An 18,000-nucleotide genomic window follows, 5' to 3' on the forward strand; every position below is an offset into this window, starting at 1 on the left:
AGAAACCCATCGTGTCGGTACTGTTCGTGACCGGAACGGGCACAGAGATCGGAAAGACCGTGACCACGGCGGCCCTGGCCGCGACGGCGCTGGCCCAAGGCCGCTCCGTGGCGGTGCTCAAGCCCGCCCAGACCGGCGTCGCCGCCGGTGAACCGGGCGATACGGCCGAGGTCGTACGGCTCGCGGGGCCGCAGGTCGAAACCGCCGAACTCGCCCGCTACCCCGAGCCCCTGGCGCCCGCCACGGCCGCGCGCCGCGCCGGCCTGCCACCGGTGCGCCCCGAGGAGATCGCCGAGGCGGCGGCCAAGCTGGCGGCCTCGCACGACCTCGTGCTGGTCGAGGGCGCCGGCGGTCTGCTCGTACGGTTCGACGAGCGCGGCGCGACCCTGGCCGACGCGGCACGCCTGGCCGGCGCCCCCGTGCTGGTGGTCGCACAGGCCGGGCTCGGCACGCTCAACGCGGTGGCGCTCACCGCGCTCGCCCTGCGCTCGTACGGCGTCGACTGCCCCGGCGTCGTGGTGGGCAGCTGGCCTTCCGCTCCCTGCCTGGCCGCCCGCTGCAACCTCACCGACCTTCCCGAGGCGGCCGGCGCGCCGCTTCTGGGCCGCGTCCCGGAGGGGGCGGGGAGCCTGCCGCCCGGAGAATTCCGCGCCAAGGCGCCGGGTTGGCTGGCACCGGCCCTCGGAGGCACCGCGTAGGAGCCGGTGTCCAAAACCCGGCATGGCCCGCCCGGTGGTCCCGCGGCACGGCACGGCGGGACACTCGAACCGGAGAACGTCGTCCGGCGAGAGGATCCAGCCATGCCGCAGCGCAGCAAGGTCGCGCGAGGAGCCGTGCACCATCCGGTCTTCGCCCACTGGTACGCGCGCTACGCGCCGTTCGCCGACCGCCACGCGGGCCTCGCGGACCTACGGCGCGACCTGCTCGCCGGTCTGTCGGGCCGGGTGATCGAGATCGGCGCCGGCACGGGAGCGAACTTCCCCCACTACCCCGGCACCGTCTCGGAAGTGGTGGCGATCGAGCCGGAACGCACGTTGCGGCGGCGGGCCCTGACCGAGGCGGCCCGCGCCGGCATACCGGTGGACGTCGTACCGGCCACGGCAGAGGCGCTGCCGGTGAAGAGCGAGGCGTTCGACGCGGCGGTGCTGTCACTGGTGCTGTGCTCGGTGCGTGACGTACAGCGCGCGTTGTCGGAACTGCGGCGGGTGCTGCGGCCGGGCGGCGAACTGCGCTTCTTCGAACACGAACGCTCCCGGCGGAACGGGCCGGCCACGCTCCAGCGGGCCCTGGACCGCTCGGTGTGGCCGCTGTTGATGGGCAACTGCCATCTGTCGCGCGATCCGCTCGGCGCGATACGGGCCGCGGGGTTCGAGGTCGGCGCGTTCCGGCGGGGCCGCCTTCTGGGCCACGGCGCCAAGCCCGCCCCGCCGTGGACAGTAGTGGGCGTCGCACGGCCGGCGGGGGACCACCGAGAGAGATAGCCGCACCGGATCGCGGCACTGGTGTCGGGTGGGAGGCGGTCCGGCGGGCCGGTGCCGTACGGTTCGCGCGCGCCGTGCCGGTTCTTCCGCACGCCATCAGACCATGGTCGTACAGGGGCAGGCGCGGTGGCGTCGCGGGCGGCGCCCGAGCTGCCGGGCGCCGGCCGAACGCCCAGTTCACAGGCGGTCGGACCGCTCGCTCCGGCCGCCCGGGAGCCGCCCCGGCATCCTCCCCGGGTCGTACACGCACCGTGTCCGCAGCACCGGACGCCTCGTCGGCGCAGCCGGCCCGTCCCAAGAAACCGCAGGTCAACGCCACGCCCCCGGACGCTCCTTACGGGCGTACCGACGGCCATGACCAACCTTGCGGCCGACGCGCGGGCCCAGCGGCGGAGCCTAACGTCATCCGCATGGTCAGACTGTTCCGCGCGGCCGGTACCGCCGCCTTCGCTCTCGCGCTCAGCCTCCCGCTGCCCCTCGCCGCGGCCGGCACGGCCTCCGCCGCGCCCGCGTCCACCACAGCGTCCCCACCGGCGTCCGCCGCGCAGTTGCAACTCCCCGCCCCCACCGGGCGGTACGCGGTCGGCCGCGCCACGCTGCCCCTCACCGACCACAGCAGACCCGACCCGTGGGTGCCGGCGGCGAAGGCCCGGGAGCTGATGGTCGATCTGTTCTACCCGGCGCGCTCCGGCACCGGCACACCCGCGCGGTACGCCACCACCGAGGAGATCCGGCTCCTGCTCAAGGACCGTGGCCTGGAGGACGTGGTCCCGGCCGAGGCGGTGAGCGGCACGGCGACCCACAGCCGCACCGGCGCCCGCCCCGCGACCGGTACGTACCCGCTGCTCGTCCTCTCGCCGGGCTTCACCGCTTCCCGCTACACCCTCACGAGCCTCGCGGAGGAACTCGCCAGCCGGGGCTACGTCGTCGCCACCGTCGACCACGCCTACGAGAGCGTCGGTACGGCCTTCCCCGGCGGCCGGATGCTGACGTGTGCCGCCTGCCCGCAGGTGCACGACAGGGAGACCGGCCGGTACGCCGCCACGGGCCGGGCCAAGGACGTCTCGTTCGTCCTGGACCAGCTCACCGGACGCCGGCCCGCCTGGCGGTACGCTCACCTGATAGACAAGAACCGCATCGGTGTGGGAGGCCACTCGCTCGGCGGCGCGAGCGCCGTCTCCGCCATGGCGCTGGACAGCCGGATACGGGCCGGCGTCAACATGGACGGCTCGTTCCACGACCCCGTACCGGCCGGCGGGCTCGGTTCCCGTCCCTTCCTCATGCTGGGCACCGACAACGAGGTCCACCGGCCCGGCGGCAAGGACACGACCTGGGACGAGACCTGGCGCCGGCTGGACGGCTGGAAGCGCTGGCTGACCGTCGCCGGCTCGGACCACTACACGTTCACCGACACCCCGGCCCTCGCCGACCAGCTCGGCATGCCCGACCCGGCACCTGCCCTGTCCGGCAAGCGGTCGGTCGACCTCACCCGCGCCTACGTAGGAGCCTTCTTCGACCTGCATCTGCGCCACATACCGCAGCCCTTGCTCCAGGGCCCGGACAAGGAGCATACGGAGGTGAAGTTCCACCGTCCCGCCTGAGGCGCATATCAGGGGCGGGTCCTCCGGCAGGAGGAGGCGGCGGGCCCGTCAGGGACCCCGCAGAGGGATACCCGGGCGCCGGGAGCTGCCCTACTGTCGGGGTCCACGCGGGAGTTGCCGCCCCGTGATGCGCGGGGCCGACGTCGGGGAGGCTGACGTGTCCACACCGGTGGCGGGTACGGCGGAGGGTGTCACCGAAGGCGGCGAGGCGGCCGCGCGAGCGGTGTCGTTGGTCAAGACGTACGGAATGGGCGAGACGCAGGTCGTCGCGCTGGACGGCGTCGACGTCACCATCGGGCGCGGACGGTTCACGGCGGTGATGGGGCCCTCGGGTTCGGGGAAGTCCACGTTGATGCACTGTCTCGCGGGCCTGGACACGGTCTCCGCCGGCCGGGTGTGGCTGGGCGGGCGGGAGATCACGGGCCTGAACGACCGGCAGCTGACCCGGCTGCGCAGGGACCATGTCGGCTTCATGTTCCAGTCGTTCAACCTGCTGCCCACGCTGACGGCCGAGGAGAACATCACGCTGCCCCTGGACATCGCGGGCCGCGCACCGGACCGGGAGTGGCTGCGCGAGGTGATCGGCACGCTGGGGCTCGGCGACCGCTTGCGGCACCGGCCCGCCCAGCTCTCGGGCGGGCAGCAGCAACGGGTGGCCTGCGCCCGTGCCCTGGCCGCCCGTCCCGACCTGATCTTCGCGGACGAGCCGACCGGCAACCTGGACTCGCGCTCCGGCCTGGAGGTGCTCCACTTCCTGCGGAAAGCGGTGGACGCGCTCGGGCAGACCGTCGTGATGGTGACCCACGACCCGAACGCCGCGGCCCACGCCGACCTGGCGCTCTACCTGGCGGACGGGCGGATCGTGGACGAGATGGCGCGGCCGACCGCGGAAGCCGTGCTGAAGCGGATGCAGATCTTCGCGGCGGCCCCGCACCCCGGCCCCCGCCGGAACGGCTGACCCGCCGTGCTCAGAGCCACGCTCCGCGGGTTCTTCGCGCACAAGGGGCGGCTGCTGCTGTCCGCTCTCGCGGTGGTGCTGTCGGTGGCGTTCGTGGTGGGCAGCCTGATCTTCTCCGACACGACCGGCGCCACCTTCGACCGGCTCTTCGCCTCCACCGCCTCGGACGTGGAGGTGGCGCCGCGGCAGGACTTCGACGCGCCGGGCGGCATCGGCTCGGCCGAGACGCCGACCGTACCGGCCGCGCTGCGCGGCCGGGTGGCCGGCGTCCCGGGGGTGGCGGGCGCGCACCTCGACGTCCAGGTGGGGAGGGTCACCGTCACCGACGCGCGCAACCGGCCGGTGGGCGTCACGCGAAACGCCCCGTCCATCGCCGCCAACTGGTATCCCACCGACCGCAGTCCCGTACGGCTGGCCGACGGCCGTGCGCCGCGCGGCGCGGGCGAGGCGGTGATCGACCGGGACACCGCGGACCGGGCGGGCATCCGCATCGGTGACACGCTGCGCGTCATCGCCCCGCCGGGCACCACGTCCGTACGCGTCGTCGGCATCGCCGCCTTCACCACCACGAATCCGGGCAGCTCGCTGGTCTTCCTGGAGACCAGGGCCGCGCAGCGCGCTCTGCTGGGCGGCACGGACCGGGCTACCGGCATATCCGTCGACGCCGCCCCCGGCGTGCCGGACAGCGTGCTCAAGAGCCGGATCACCGCCGCGCTCGGCACCGGCGCCGCCGCGTACGACGTCCGGACGCGGGATGAGCAGAAGAAGAGCCAGGCCGAGGAGCTGGGCGACTTCCTGAGCATCCTGAAGTACATGATGGTGGGCTTCGCGGGCGTCGCCGTGCTCGTGGGGATCTTCCTGATCGTCAACACGTTCTCGATGCTGATCGCGCAGCGCACCCGGGAGCTGGGGCTGCTGCGGGCGCTCGGCGCCGACCGCCGCCAGGTGCGTCGTTCGGTGCTGCTGGAGGCGCTGCTGCTGGGTGTCTTCGGTTCCACGGTGGGGCTCGCGGCGGGCGTGGGGCTCGCGGTGCTGCTGGTCGTCGCGATGGGCTGGCTCGGGCTGCGGCTGGACACCGCCGATCTGGTGCTGGGCTGGCCGACGCCGGTCGCCGCGTACGTCGTCGGCGTGGGCGTGACCTTCGTCGCCGCGTTGCTCCCGGCGCTGCGGGCGGGCCGGGTCTCCCCGATGGCCGCGCTCGCCGACGTGGAACTGCCCGGCAAAGGCCGTTCGTTGCGCCTTCGCACGGTCGCGGCGGTCCTGGTGGGCCTCGCGGGCGCCGGCGCGCTGGCGGGCTGTGCGCTGAGCGACCGGACGGCGAGCGCCGGGCCCCTGCTGGCGCTGGGCGTACTGCTGACGCTGGTGGCCGGTGTGATCGCGGGGCCGCTGCTGGTGCGTCCGGTGATCCGGCTGTTCGGCCGGGCGCTGGAGCCGGCGTTCGGCGCGGTGGGCCGGATGGGCCGCCGCAACGCGCTGCGCAATCCGCGCCGTACGGGCGCCACGGCGGCGGCCCTGATGGTGGGGCTGGCGCTGGTGGCCGGGCTGTCGGTGGCCGGGGCCTCGGCCGCCGCGTCGATCACGCGGCAGATCGACCGGACGCTGGGCGCGGACTTCGTCGTACAGAACCCGTCGTTCGTGCCGTTCTCCCGGCAGGTCACGGACCGGGTGCGCGCGACACCGGGAGCCGGCACGGTCGTACGCCAGCGCGTGGTGCCGCTGCGGCTGAGGCTGCCGGACGGCCGGTCGGTCACCACCGTGGCCGGGGCGTTCGACCGGGACTTCGACGCGGTGGCGAAGGTGGAGTACACGGCGGGGAACACCGCGGCGGCGCTGGCGCCCGGACGGGTCGCCGTGCAGCGGAAGTTCGCGCTGGAGCACGGCCTGCGGGTGGGCAGCCGGCTGGACGCGGTGCTGGCGTCGGGGCGGCCCGCGCGCTTCACGGTCGGTGCGCTGACCGAGGACACCGGCTCGGGGCCGGGGACCGAGGGCGGGCTTTTCATGGGGATGGCGACCCTGGAGAAGTACGTCCCGCGCGGCGAGGACTCGGTGCTGTTCGTGAACGCCGCCCAGGGGACCGCTCCGGACGCGCTGCGGGCGGCCCTTGAGCGGACGCTCAAGCCGTTCCCACAGGTACAGGTGAGCGACCGGGCCGACTACAAGGAACTGGTCAGCGGCCAGATCCAGGGGCTGCTCAACCTGTTGTACGGGCTGCTCGGGCTGGCCATCGTCATCGCGGTGCTGGGCGTGGTCAACACGCTGGCCCTGGCCGTCGTCGAACGCACCCGCGAGATCGGGCTGCTGCGCGCGGTCGGGCTGTCCAGGAGGCAGCTGCGCCGGATGATCCGGCTGGAGTCCGTGGTGATCGCCCTGTTCGGCGCGGTCCTCGGCCTCGGGCTCGGGCTGGTCTGGGGCGTCGCCACGCAACGGGTCCTGGCGCTGGAGGGGCTGACGGTGTTCGCGGTGCCGTGGGCCACGGTGGTGGCGGTGGTGGCCGGGTCCGTGGTGGTCGGGCTGCTGGCGGCGCTGCTGCCCGCGCTGCGCGCTTCCCGGCTCAACGTACTGGCCGCCATCGCCCACGAGTGACCCGGCGCGCCCGTACGCCGGGTCGCCCGCACCATGGTTCGACAAAAAGCGAACCTCCACTACACTCACCAGCTGTCCGCACCACACGACCACCACACACGCCGGCCGGCTGCCGCGCGCACTCCAAGGGGGCCCCATGCCACGTCCGTTCCGCTTCGGCGTCAACATGCTCACCATCGAGTCGGGATCCGCTTGGCGGCAGAAGTGCCGCCGGGCCGAGGAGCTGGGTTACGACGTGGTGCTCGTGCCGGACCACATCGGCTGGCCCGCGCCGTTCCCCGCGCTGATCGCCGCCGCAGAGGCCACCGAGCGCCCGCGCGTGGGCACCTTCGTCCTCAACGCGGGCTTCTGGAACCCGACGCTGCTCGCCCGCGAGGTGGCCACCACCGATCTCCTCACCGACGGCCGGCTCGAACTGGGCCTGGGCACCGGGTACGTACGCGACGAGCACGACAAGGCGGGCCTGCCGTGGGGGTCGCCCGGCGAGCGCGTGGATCATCTCACCCGTACGGTCGAGGAGTTGGACCGCCTGCTGGGCGACCCGGAACACCTGCCGAAGGCGGCCCAGCAGCCCCGGCCGCCGCTGCTGATCGGCGGCAACGGCCCGCGCATGCTGCGGCTCGCCGCCCGGCACGCGGACATCGCGGCCTTCACCGGCGGCCGGGCGGCCCCCGGCAAGCCGGAGGGCACGCTCGAACTCCTGACGGCGGAGGCGCTCGACGACACCCTCGCCGTCTACCGGAAGGCCGCCGCGGACCGCGAGCGGCCCGCCGAGCTGAACATCCTGGTCCAGCGGGTCCTGGTCACCGACGACCGGCGCGCCGCGGCACGGGAGATCGCCGGGCACGACATCGGCGTCGACGAGGAGCAGGCGCTGCACGTACCGACGTTCCTCATCGGCACCGCTTCGCAGATGGCCGAACAGCTGCGGGCACACCGCGAGCGCTACGGCTTCTCCTACATCACCGTGCTGGACCCCTCCATGGAGGCGTTCGCGCCGGTCATCGAGGAACTCAAGGGAAGCTGAGCCCGCCCGCGTCCGCTATCCGAAATACGCTGACAGGCCGCCGGGCCTGTGTTTGGCTCACGGGCATGAACGACATACGGATCCGGACGGCCGTGCCGGGCGACGCCGAAAGCGTGCTCGCCTTCTGGCGGGAAGCCGCGGAGGGCACATCCATCACCGACGACGTGGACGGGGTGACCCGGCTCGTCGAGCGGGACCCGCAGGCGCTGATCCTCGCGGAGTCCGGCGGGGTCCTGGTGGGCTCGGTGATCGCCGGCTTCGACGGCTGGCGCTGCTCCCTGTACCGGCTGGCGGTCCTGCCCGCGTACCGTCGGCAGGGGATCGCGACGGCGCTGCTCGAAGCGGCCGAGCGGCGCTTCGAGGCAGTGGGCGGCCGACGCGGCGACGCCATGGTGCTGGAGGCGAACGAGCGGGCCCAGCATGCTTGGGCGGCCGCCGGGTACCAGCGGGAGAACCACTGGCGGCGGTGGGTGAAACCGCTGGTACGGGCTTGATCCCGGCCCGCTCCAGCCCCTGCCGCCGCACCCCGCCCCTCGTCCGCCTGCCGCTACCGCCGTTCCCACACTCCCCACTCGCACGCCACCCGCTTTGCACATCCTTTAATATTGACGTTTCCCCCGTCGTCCAGCGAAAGGAGTGAGCGTCCAGCCATGGGCGAGCCTCCCAGTCGTCCCCGCGTCTGCGCCCGGAGCGCGAACCTCCCGGTCCTGTTCGATCATGGGACGGAGGTGACCCGATGACCGAGCTGCTCCTCCTGGCCGTGGCCCTGCTCCTGACCCTGGCCTGCGGCGTCTTCGTCGCGGCCGAGTTCTCCCTGACGACCGTCGAGCGCAGCGACCTGGAACGCGCCGTGGAGCGCGGCGAGCGCGGCGCGGACAGCGCGCTCAAGGCCGTCCGCAGCCTGACCTTCCAGCTCTCCGGCGCGCAGCTCGGCATCACCGTGACCAACCTGGTCATCGGCATGCTCGCCAAGCCGTCGATCGCCACGCTGCTGGCCGGCCCGCTCGGCGCCGCCGGGCTGCCGCCGGCCGCGGTCGACTCGGTGGCCCTGGTCCTCGGTACGGCGGTCTCCACGGTGGTCCTGATGGTCGTCGGCGAACTGGTCCCCAAGAACTGGGCCATCTCCAGCCCGCTGCCCATCGCCCGCCGGGTCGCCACCGCGCAGCGCGGCTTCAGCGCCGCCTTCAAGCCGCTCATCGGGCACCTCAACAACACCGCGAACCGGGTGATCCGCCGGATGGGCATGGAGCCCGCCGAGGAACTGGCCTCCGCCCGCGGGCCGCAGGAACTGGTCGCGCTGGCCCGGCACTCCGCCAAGGAAGGCGCCCTGGAGCACGACACCGCCGAACTGTTCGTCCGGACCCTCAACCTCGCCGACCTGACGGCGGAGAACGTGATGACGCCCCGCGTCCAGGTCACCGCCCTGGACGTGCAGTCCACGGCCGAGGACGTGGCCGCCGCGACGCGCGTCACCGGCCTGTCCCGCTTCCCCGTCTACCGCGGCGGCCTGGACTCCGTGGTGGGCGTCGTGCACATCAAGGACGTCCTGGCCGTCCCCGCCGACCGCCGCTCCCGGTACCCGGTGTCCGAGCTGCTGCGCGAGCCGCTGCTGGTGCCGGAGACCCTGACCGTGGACAAGCTCCTGGACCGGCTGTCCGGCAAGCGCACGATGGCCGTGGTCATCGACGAGTACGGCGGTACGGCCGGGGTCGTCACCCTGGAGGACATCGTCGAGGAGGTCGTCGGCGAGGTACGCGACGAGCACGACCCGATGGAGACCCCGGACCTGGCGCCCGCCGGCGAGGACGCGGACGGCCGCATCCGCTACGACGCGGACGGCGCCGTACGCGCCGACCAGCTGGAACAGATCGGTCTCAAGCTGCCGGACGGCCCGTACGAGACCCTGGCCGGACTGATCGCCACCGAGCTGGGCCGGATCCCGGCCGCCGGGGACAGCGTCGAGGCCGCGGGGTGGCGGATCGACGTCGTGGACGCGTCCGGGCACCGCGCGGCACGGGTGCTGCTGCACTCGCCGCTGCCCGACGGCGCCGGCCGGACCGCGGAGGACGCCCGATGACCGCGCTCCAGCTCTTCGTCGGCCTGCTCACGCTGGTCGTCAACGCGTTCTTCGTGGGCGCCGAATTCGCGATGATCTCGGTGCGCCGCAGCCAGATCGACACCCACGCCGAGGACGGCGACCGCCGGGCGCACAGCGTCCTGTGGGGGCTCCAGCACGTCTCCGCCGTGATGGCGGCCGCGCAGCTCGGCATCACCCTGTGCACCCTGGTGCTCGGCGCCGTCGCCGAGCCCGCCATCGCCCACCTCCTGGAGCCGCTCTTCGACGCGGTCGGCGTGCCGGGCGCCCTGACCCATCCGATCTCCTTCGTGATCGCCCTGGCCCTGGCGACGTATCTGCACATGTTCTTCGGCGAGATGGTCCCGAAGAACGTGGCGCTGGCCGAGCCGGTGCGCACGGCCCTGGCGCTGGGGCCGCCGTTGGTCGCGCTGACCCGGGCGCTGCGCCCGGTGATCTTCGCGATCAACGCGTTCGCCAACGCGCTGCTGCGGTTGCTGCGGGTGGAGGCCAAGAACGAGGTGGCCGCGACGTTCTCCGACGACCAGCTCGCCAAGATGGTCGAGGACTCGCAGGCCGCCGGGCTGCTGGACGACCGGGCCAAGAAGCGCCTGCGGGACGCCCTGGAGCTGGGCCGCCGGCCGGTCACCGATGTGGTGCTGCCGGCGGAGAAGGTGGTCTCGGCACGGCTCGGCGTCACCCCTGAGGGCATCGAGGAACTGGCCGCGCAGTCCGGTTTCTCCCGTTTCCCCGTCGTCGACAGCACCCAGCGCATCCTGGGATACCTGCACGTCAAGGACGCTCTCGACGCCGCGCCGCGGGACCTTCCCTTCCCGGTGCCGGCGCTGCGCCCGATTGCCCGCGTACGGGCCGAGACGCCGCTTGACGACGTCCTGACGGCGATGCGCGCCTCCCGCACGCACCTGGCGGCGGTCATCGGCAAGGACGGCCGGCTGGCCGGCCTGGTCACGATGGAGGACGTGCTGCGGGAGCTGGTGCTCCAGCAGCAGCCCAAGAAGGCGGGACCGGCCGGGGGCGCCCCCGGGTAGGATTCCTCCGCCATGGAGATCAGTGCCTCATACACCAGTTTCGTCGCGGTAGGCGACAGCTTCACCGAGGGCATGTCCGACGAGCTGCCGGACGGCTCGTACCGCGGCTGGGCGGATCTGCTGGCTGCGCGGCTCGCGGCCCGTACCCCCGGCTTCCGGTACGCCAACCTCGCGGTGCGCGGCAAGCTGATCGGGCAGATCGTCGCGGAGCAGACCGGGCCGGCGGCCGCGATGGGCGCCGACCTGGTCACCCTGGTGGGCGGGCTGAACGACGTCCTGCGGCCCAAGTGCGACGTGAACCGGGTCTGCGGCCTCCTGGAGGAGGCCGCAGGGCGGCTGGCCAAGGACTGCGGGCAGCTCGTACTGATGCGCAGCCCTGGCCGGCAGGGGCCGGTGCTGGAGCGGTTCCGGCCGCGCATGGAGCAGCTCTTCGCCCACATCGACGCGCTGGCCGAACAGCACGACGCGATCGTGGTGGACCTCTTCTCCTCCCGCGCGCTGGCCGACCGGCGGATGTGGGCGGAGGACCGGCTGCACCTGAACGGCGCCGGGCACGAGCGGGTGGCCGAGGCCGTCTGGCAGGCCCTCGGCTTCCCGGCCGAATCCGACTGGGACGCGCCGCTGCCCGCTTCCGTACCACCGGGCTGGGCGGCCCGGCGGACGTCGGACGTGCGCTTCGCGCGCCGGCACCTGGTGCCGTGGATCGGCAGGCGGCTGAGCGGCCGCTCCAGCGGGGACGGCCGCCCGCCGAAGCGCCCCGACCTGCTGCCCTACGAGGACTGAACCGGCGCGCCGCCCTCACGCCTCCTTGCGGAGGACCGTCCGGGTGTAGTGCTCGGCTATCTCGTCGCTGGTCGTCAGCCACACGCCGGGGTGGTTGGCGATGTGTTCGAGCGCCTGGTCCAGGTACTTGTGCCGGAACGGCTGGTTGATGACGAACGGGTGCAGGACCAGCGACATGACCCGCCCGCTGCCGGCCGAGTCGGCGTGGAGCTGCTCCGGCTGGTCCTTGACGATCTGCACGAAATCCGGCCCGCCGAGGCTCTTGCCGACGAACAGGCTGATGTCGCTGACCTCTCCATGGTGCCGACGACCTCCGCCCAGCAGGCGCGCTCCTCGTCGACGGTCATGTCCGCCTGGAAGGTGGAGTTGTCCCGGCCGTGCGCGACCCACGCCCAGCCGCGCCAGCCGTAGTTCAGCGGATCGGGAGCCAGTGCCGCGGCGCCCGGGGAGATGCTCGTCGAGGGGCCGCCGGTCTTCCGGCTGACGCGGTCCCACTCGCCCCGGCGGGCAGACCGGCCCGCGCCGGGGCGACCGGGCGGGCGGGCGGCGGGCCTGCCACCGGCGAGGCATGTCCACGTGACCAGTAGACTCTGGTCACGTGACTGCCAAGCCCCGCATTCCGAATGTCCTGGCCGGCCGCTACGCCTCCGCGGAGCTTGCCGTCCTGTGGTCCCCCGAGTACAAGGTCAAGCTGGAGCGCAAGCTGTGGCTGGCCGTGCTCCGCGCGCAGAAGGACCTCGGGGTCGAGGTGCCCGAGGAGGCCCTCGCCGACTACGAGCGGGTGCTGGAGAACGTCGACCTGGCGTCGATCGCCGAGCGGGAGAAGGTCACCCGCCACGATGTCAAGGCCCGCATCGAGGAGTTCAACGCGCTCGCCGGGCACGAGCAGGTCCACAAGGGCATGACCTCCCGCGACCTGACCGAGAACGTCGAGCAGCTCCAGGTGCGGCTGTCGCTGGAGCTGGTGCGGGACCGTACGGTCGCCGTGCTGGCGCGGCTGGGCCGGCTGGCCGGTGAGCACGCCGAGCTGGTCGTGGCGGGGCGTTCGCACAACGTCGCGGCGCAGGCGACCACGCTCGGCAAGCGCTTCGCGACCACCGCCGACGAGCTGCTGGTGGCGTACGGGCGGCTGACGGACCTGCTGTCGCGCTACCCGCTGCGCGGCATCAAGGGCCCGGTCGGCACCGCGCAGGACATGCTGGACCTGCTGGGCGGGGACGCCGCGAAGCTGGCCGAGCTGGAGCAGCGGATCGCCGGCCACCTCGGCTTCGGCCAGGCGTTCACCTCCGTCGGCCAGGTCTACCCGCGCTCGCTGGACTACGACGTGGTCACCGCGCTGGTGCAGCTGGCCGCGGCGCCGTCCTCGCTCGCCAAGACGATCCGGCTGATGGCCGGCCACGAGCTGGTGACCGAGGGCTTCAAGCCCGGCCAGGTGGGCTCGTCCGCGATGCCGCACAAGATGAACACCCGGTCCTGTGAGCGCGTCAACGGCCTGATGGTCATCCTGCGCGGCTATGCCTCGATGGCCGGCGAGCTGTCCGGCGACCAGTGGAACGAGGGCGACGTGTCCTGCTCGGTGGTGCGCCGGGTCGCGCTGCCGGACTCCTTCTTCGCCCTGGACGGCCTGCTGGAGACGTTCCTGACCGTGCTGGACGAGTTCGGCGCCTTCCCCGCCGTCGTCGCGCGCGAACTGGACCGCTACCTGCCCTTCCTCGCCACGACCAAGGTGCTGATGGGCGCCGTACGGGCCGGGGTGGGCCGCGAGGTGGCGCACGAGGCGATCAAGGAGAACGCGGTCGCCGCGGCGCTCGCCATGCGCGAGCAGGGCGTGGAGCGCAACGAGCTGCTGGACAAGCTGGCCGCGGACGAGCGGATCCCGCTGGACCGGGCGGGGCTGGACGCGCTGATGGCCGACAAGCTGTCCTTCACGGGCGCCGCCGCCGACCAGGTGGCCGCCGTCGTGTCCCGTATCGAAGAGATCACCAAGCAGTACCCCGACGCCGCGGCGTACGCGCCGGGCTCGATCCTGTGAGGCCCCGCTGAGATGGGATTCACCCCCGAGGAACTGCGGGCCGCGCGCGGCCGCCTCGTCCCCGACGTGGCGGCGCCCGGCCTGCGGGTGCTTTTCTGCGGTATCAACCCCGGACTGATGTCGGCCGCCGCCGGCTATCACTTCGCCCGGCCCGGCAACCGCTTCTGGCCGGTGCTGCACGCCGCCGGTTTCACGCCGCGGGTGCTCAAGCCCGCCGAGCAGGAGGAGATGCTCGCGTACGGCATCGGCATCACCAATGTCGTGGAGCGGGCGAGTGCCAGGGCCGACGAGCTGTCCGCCGAGGAGTTCCGCGAGGGCGGCCGGCAGCTGGTCGAGAAGGTGAGGCGGCTGCGGCCGAGATGGCTCGCCGTGGCGGGGGTGACGGCCTATCGGGTGGCTTTCGACGACAAGCACGCGAAGGTGGGGCCGCAGGAGTGCACCATCGGTGACACCCGTGTCTGGGCGCTGCCCAATCCGAGTGGCCTGAACGCGCACTGGTCCCTCGCCACCATGGCGGAGGAGTACGGGCGCCTGCGCGCCGCGGCCTTCGCCGAAGACGGTGCCACGCCGGACGTGTGAGCTGCCCGTTTCGGGTAAGGCGAGCGTTGTGTGTAGGACGCACGGGGTGGAAGGGCCGTGCGGGACGCGTAGGCCGTACGGGAGATTTGCGCCGTATACATACGGCCAGTGAGCCGATAAGCCATCCAGCGTCCCTTTGGTCCCATCTATCTCGTTCCTATGCTGGTTCTGCCGATTTCGATCTTTGCGTTGATACTCGGAGAAACCAATGTGCCGCTCAGCCCCTAGCGACAGGACGAGATGACTACCGGTCAGCCTCAGCCGCCGCGCCTCCGGCGGAACAAGCGGTCGGACGGAGGAAACAACTCCGACACCGACCGGCTGCTGCGCACTCTGCTGCGCCGCCGCAAACGCCAGCTCAGCGTCGAGGAAGTCACCGTCACCGACAGACCGCAGGTACGCCGCGCGGTCACGGCGGCCGCCCTCGGCAACATGATGGAGTGGTTCGACTTCGGGGTCTACGCCTATCTGGCGGCCACGATGGGCAAGGTCTTCTTCCCGTCCAGCTCCCCCGCGGCCCAGCTCGTCTCCACCTTCGCCACCTTCGCCGCGGCCTTCCTCGTACGGCCGCTCGGCGGTCTGGTCTTCGGGCCGCTGGGCGACCGCATCGGACGGCAGCGGGTGCTGGCCGCGACCATGATCATGATGGCGATCAGCACCTTCGCGGTCGGGTTCCTGCCCACGTACGCCACCGTCGGGTTCGCCGCTCCCCTGCTGCTGCTCGTCTGCCGGCTGGTGCAGGGCTTCTCGACCGGCGGTGAGTACGCCGGCGCCACGACCTACATCGCCGAGTACGCCCCCGACAAGCGCCGGGGCTTCCTCGGCAGCTGGCTCGACTTCGGTACGTTCGTCGGCTACGCGCTGGGCTCGGGCCTGGTCACCGTGCTCACCGCCGTACTGGGCACGGACGGCCTGGAGAGCTGGGGGTGGCGTATCCCCTTCATGATCGCCGGTCCGCTCGGCCTGATCGGCCTCTACATGCGCCTGAAGCTGGAGGAGACCCCGGCCTTCAAGCAGGAGGCGGAAGCGGCGCGGCAGGAGGCCGAGGCGTCGGAATCCGGCGACACGCCCGTCGAGGAGGCCCGGCAGTCGGGCAAGGGCCGGCTGAAGGAGATCTTCACCGGGCACTGGGAAGCCGTGCTGATCTGCATGGGACTGGTGCTGCTGTACAACGTCACCAACTACATGGTGACCTCCTACCTGCCCACCTTCATGACCGAGACGCTCGGCGAGGATCCGACGACCGCGCAGCTGCTGGTCCTCGGCACCATGGTCGTCGTCGCGCTGACGATCACGACCGTGGGCCGTACCTCGGACCGCTGGGGTCGCCGGCCGGTGTTCATCGCGTCCAGCATCGCGCTGGTGGCGCTCTCCTACCCGGCGTTCCTGCTGATCCGTCAGGGCGGCATCCTGCTTCCGGCCCTCGGGTGCCTCGTCCTGGGTCTGCTGCTGGTGTGCTTCGCGGGAACCTCCGCCTCCACGCTGCCTGCGCTCTTCCCGACCCATCTGCGCTACGGCGCGCTGTCCATCGCCTTCAACATCTCGGTGTCGCTGTTCGGCGGCACCACGCCGCTGGTCGCCTCCGCGCTGGTGGCGTCCACCGGCAGCCACATGATCCCCGCGTACTACCTGATGGTGGCGGGCGTCATCGGCTTCATCGCCGCCTTCTTCCTGCACGAGACGGCGGGCAAGCCGCTGCGGGGCTCCGGTCCGATGGTCGAGACCCCGGAACAGGCCCGCAAACTGGTGGCCGACAGCCGGTCCGAGGCGGGGCGCCAGGCCCGGGACATCTGGATCCGCCTGCGCCACCCCTGGGGCCGCCATCACCGCGACGACCAGGGCAACCAGAACAAGTAGGCACCGCAGGAGCGACGGGACGGCCGCGCCGGCACGGTCCGCGCGCGGCCCCCGCCCCGCCCGCCCTCGCTCCGCACGGTCCCGGCACGGGCGGCGCCGGTGGCGCGGCCGGTCCGTACCGCAACCGCGCCCGCCGCTCCCGCTCAGCCCACGGCATCCGCGCGGCCCACCGCCGCCAGCAGCTGGAAGACGGGCATCTCGGGATCGCCCTCCCCCAGCCCCACCGCTACCCAGCGCCCCTCGGCACGCCAGGCGTACACGCGCGGTACCTGGGCGCACAGCACGTCGAGCGGCGGCTGGACGGGCATGCCCATGGCCACCCGCTCCAGATGCCCCGCGAGGTCCAGCACCTCCGGCTCGCCCCAGCGTAAGCAGAGAGCCGATATGAGTCCCTCCAGCTCGGCCCGGTACTCCTGCGCCGTCTCCTTGACGACCGCGGGGTCCGCTTCCCAGAGCTGCTCGTCGCCGCGCAGTTGGGCGACGTGGAACCCGGGGCCGCTCTCGACCATGGCGGAGCGGACCGGACCGTCGGGGAAGGCGCGGCCGCGGAGGAGGTCGATGGCGGTGAGATGCTGTGCTGTGGTCGATTTCGTCATGCCGTCAGTAAACCGCCGGGGTCTGACAATTGGCCCGGCGTCAGCGCATCAGCGGTGGCCGGCCACCCCGGACCCGGCTCCGGCGCACGGCCGCGCGGCTGCCTCCCGGCGGTCCCCCGTCCACCGCCCGGGACTCGCCGCACACCGGCTGACCGGCTACGATCCGCCACACACGCAATGCGAGGGAGACGGACGTTGGGGCGGCTAACCGGTGGGGACCCCTCGCTGCTGCGACGGATCAACTCCGCGGTGGTGCTGCACGCGCTGCGCGCCGCCGACACCCCCACGCTCACCCACCTCGTGGAAGTGACCGGCCTCTCCCGGCCCACGGTCGAGGGGGTGGTCGAGGGGCTGATCGAGACCGGCCTGGTGGCCGAGGCGCCCGCCGACGAGGGCGCCGCCCGCCGTCAGGGCCGGCCCGCCCGCCGCTTCCGCTTCCGTACGGAGGCCGGACACCTGCTGGGCGTCGAGATCGGCCCGCACCGGGTGGCGGCGCTCCTGTCCGACCTGGGCGGCCGGGTGCTCGGCTCCGCCCAGCGCACGGTCGCGGAGACCGCGCCTGCGGACGAACGGCTGGAGAAGGTACGGACCGCGGTGGCCGAACTGCTGCGGCGGGCGGGCGTGGCCCGCAGTTCGCTGCGGGCGGTCGGCGTGGGCAGCCCCGGCATCGTGGAGGCGGACGGCACCGTACGGCTGGGAACCGCCCTGCCGGGCTGGACCGGGCTGCCGCTCGGTGACCGGCTGCGCCGCTCGTTCCGGTGTCCCGTCCTGGTGGAGAACGACGCGAACACCGCCGCGGTGGCCGAGCACTGGAAGGGCGCGGCAGCCGGCTCGGACGACATCGTGTTCGTCCTCGCGGGGCTGAGCCCGGGGGCCGGCGCGCTGATCGGAGGCCGGCTGCACCGCGGCTTCGGCGGCGCAGCCGGGGAGATCGGCGCGCTGCACCTGCTGGGGCGCGAGGCCACTCCGGAGAAGCTGCTCTCCACGACCGGCCAGCCGCTGCACCCGCTGGACGAGGCACAGGTGGCGCGGGTGTTCGAACTCGCGCGCGACGGTGACGCACGGGCCAGGGAAGCGATGGACCGTTTCATCCGGCGGCTGGTGCACGACGTCGCGGCGCTGGTGCTCGCGCTGGACCCGGAACTGGTGGTGGTCGGCGGCTGGGCCGCGGGCCTGGACGACGTACTGGAGCCGCTCCGCGCCGAACTGGCCCGCTACTGTCTGCGGCCGCCGCAGGTGGCCCTGTCCGCACTGGGTGAAGCGGCGGTGGCCACGGGCGCGCTGCGGCTCGCGCTGGACCATGTCGAGGGCGAACTGTTCGCGGTCGAGGGAACGGTCACGGCCCGGCGCTGAGTGACGCGCTCCGGCCGGGACCTTGCC

At 72.9% G+C, this 18,000-nt stretch carries 16 protein-coding genes; 14 read left to right on the top strand and 2 right to left on the bottom strand.

Features of this window, described 5'->3' with window-relative positions; genetic code table 11:
• Nucleotides 1–11 precede the first annotated feature (11 nt).
• The 10 genes from bioD (at nucleotide 12) to ACH4K4_RS32955 (ending at nucleotide 11,556) form a co-directional block, all read left to right on the top strand.
• The gene (gene bioD, locus ACH4K4_RS32910; RefSeq protein ID WP_398172479.1) at nucleotides 12–698 is read left to right on the top strand and encodes a dethiobiotin synthase; all 687 of its coding nucleotides are present in this window, start codon (nucleotides 12–14) and stop codon (nucleotides 696–698) included.
• Between the two features lie 102 nt (nucleotides 699–800).
• A complete protein-coding gene (locus tag ACH4K4_RS32915; RefSeq protein WP_398172481.1) occupies nucleotides 801–1,481 on the top strand; it encodes a class I SAM-dependent methyltransferase in 681 nt (226 codons plus the stop codon).
• A gap of 410 nt (nucleotides 1,482–1,891) precedes the next feature.
• Nucleotides 1,892–3,082 (top strand): alpha/beta hydrolase family protein, encoded by a 1,191-nt coding sequence (locus ACH4K4_RS32920; RefSeq protein WP_398172483.1) that lies wholly within the window; start codon nucleotides 1,892–1,894, stop codon nucleotides 3,080–3,082.
• 157 nt (nucleotides 3,083–3,239) lie between these two features.
• Complete coding sequence (locus ACH4K4_RS32925; protein WP_398172485.1) at nucleotides 3,240–4,040, top strand: ABC transporter ATP-binding protein; 801 nt, start codon at nucleotides 3,240–3,242, stop codon at nucleotides 4,038–4,040.
• Nucleotides 4,041–4,046: 6 nt separating this feature from the next.
• The gene (locus ACH4K4_RS32930) at nucleotides 4,047–6,623 is read left to right on the top strand and encodes an ABC transporter permease (protein WP_398172487.1); all 2,577 of its coding nucleotides are present in this window, start codon (nucleotides 4,047–4,049) and stop codon (nucleotides 6,621–6,623) included.
• A gap of 136 nt (nucleotides 6,624–6,759) precedes the next feature.
• The gene (locus ACH4K4_RS32935; RefSeq protein ID WP_398172489.1) at nucleotides 6,760–7,650 is read left to right on the top strand and encodes an LLM class F420-dependent oxidoreductase; all 891 of its coding nucleotides are present in this window, start codon (nucleotides 6,760–6,762) and stop codon (nucleotides 7,648–7,650) included.
• 65 nt (nucleotides 7,651–7,715) lie between these two features.
• Nucleotides 7,716–8,144 carry a GNAT family N-acetyltransferase gene (locus ACH4K4_RS32940; RefSeq protein ID WP_398172491.1) on the top strand — a complete coding sequence of 143 codons (429 nt, stop codon included), beginning with the start codon at nucleotides 7,716–7,718 and terminating at the stop codon, nucleotides 8,142–8,144.
• 242 nt (nucleotides 8,145–8,386) lie between these two features.
• Entirely contained in the window at nucleotides 8,387–9,727 is a 1,341-nt protein-coding gene (locus ACH4K4_RS32945; protein ID WP_398172493.1) for a hemolysin family protein, read from the top strand.
• On the top strand, nucleotides 9,724–10,773 hold the full coding sequence (locus tag ACH4K4_RS32950) for a hemolysin family protein (protein ID WP_398172495.1): 1,050 nt from the start codon (nucleotides 9,724–9,726) through the stop codon (nucleotides 10,771–10,773). The genes ACH4K4_RS32945 and ACH4K4_RS32950 overlap by 4 nt, the downstream gene beginning before the upstream one ends.
• 12 nt (nucleotides 10,774–10,785) lie before the next feature.
• A complete protein-coding gene (locus ACH4K4_RS32955) occupies nucleotides 10,786–11,556 on the top strand; it encodes an SGNH/GDSL hydrolase family protein (RefSeq protein WP_398172497.1) in 771 nt (256 codons plus the stop codon).
• 15 nt (nucleotides 11,557–11,571) lie between these two features.
• On the opposite strand, the gene ACH4K4_RS32960 is transcribed toward ACH4K4_RS32955, so the two are convergent.
• Complete coding sequence (locus tag ACH4K4_RS32960) at nucleotides 11,572–11,796, bottom strand: hypothetical protein (protein WP_398172499.1); 225 nt, start codon at nucleotides 11,794–11,796, stop codon at nucleotides 11,572–11,574.
• Nucleotides 11,797–12,154: 358 nt separating this feature from the next.
• On the opposite strand from ACH4K4_RS32960, the gene purB reads away from it, so the two are divergent.
• From purB to proP, 3 genes are all read left to right on the top strand, one after another.
• Nucleotides 12,155–13,588, top strand: coding sequence for an adenylosuccinate lyase (gene purB / locus ACH4K4_RS32965; RefSeq protein WP_398172501.1), 1,434 nt, complete (start codon nucleotides 12,155–12,157; stop codon nucleotides 13,586–13,588).
• Between the two features lie 12 nt (nucleotides 13,589–13,600).
• Nucleotides 13,601–14,167 carry a G/U mismatch-specific DNA glycosylase gene (gene mug / locus ACH4K4_RS32970; RefSeq protein ID WP_398172503.1) on the top strand — a complete coding sequence of 189 codons (567 nt, stop codon included), beginning with the start codon at nucleotides 13,601–13,603 and terminating at the stop codon, nucleotides 14,165–14,167.
• A 321-nt stretch (nucleotides 14,168–14,488) separates the two neighbouring features.
• A complete protein-coding gene (gene proP, locus ACH4K4_RS32975; protein WP_398172584.1) occupies nucleotides 14,489–16,024 on the top strand; it encodes a glycine betaine/L-proline transporter ProP in 1,536 nt (511 codons plus the stop codon).
• 143 nt (nucleotides 16,025–16,167) lie between these two features.
• On the opposite strand, the gene ACH4K4_RS32980 is transcribed toward proP, so the two are convergent.
• Nucleotides 16,168–16,620 (bottom strand): hypothetical protein, encoded by a 453-nt coding sequence (locus tag ACH4K4_RS32980; protein ID WP_398172505.1) that lies wholly within the window; start codon nucleotides 16,618–16,620, stop codon nucleotides 16,168–16,170.
• Between the two features lie 195 nt (nucleotides 16,621–16,815).
• Here ACH4K4_RS32980 and ACH4K4_RS32985 point away from each other — a divergent pair, with 195 nt between their 5' ends.
• Nucleotides 16,816–17,973: an ROK family transcriptional regulator gene (locus ACH4K4_RS32985; RefSeq protein WP_398172507.1), complete on the top strand. Its 1,158-nt coding sequence runs from the start codon at nucleotides 16,816–16,818 to the stop codon at nucleotides 17,971–17,973.
• Nucleotides 17,974–18,000 lie beyond the last annotated feature (27 nt).

The sequence above is a fragment of the Streptomyces sp. NPDC017529 genome (assembly GCF_044329785.1).
Classification (GTDB): domain Bacteria; phylum Actinomycetota; class Actinomycetes; order Streptomycetales; family Streptomycetaceae; genus Streptomyces.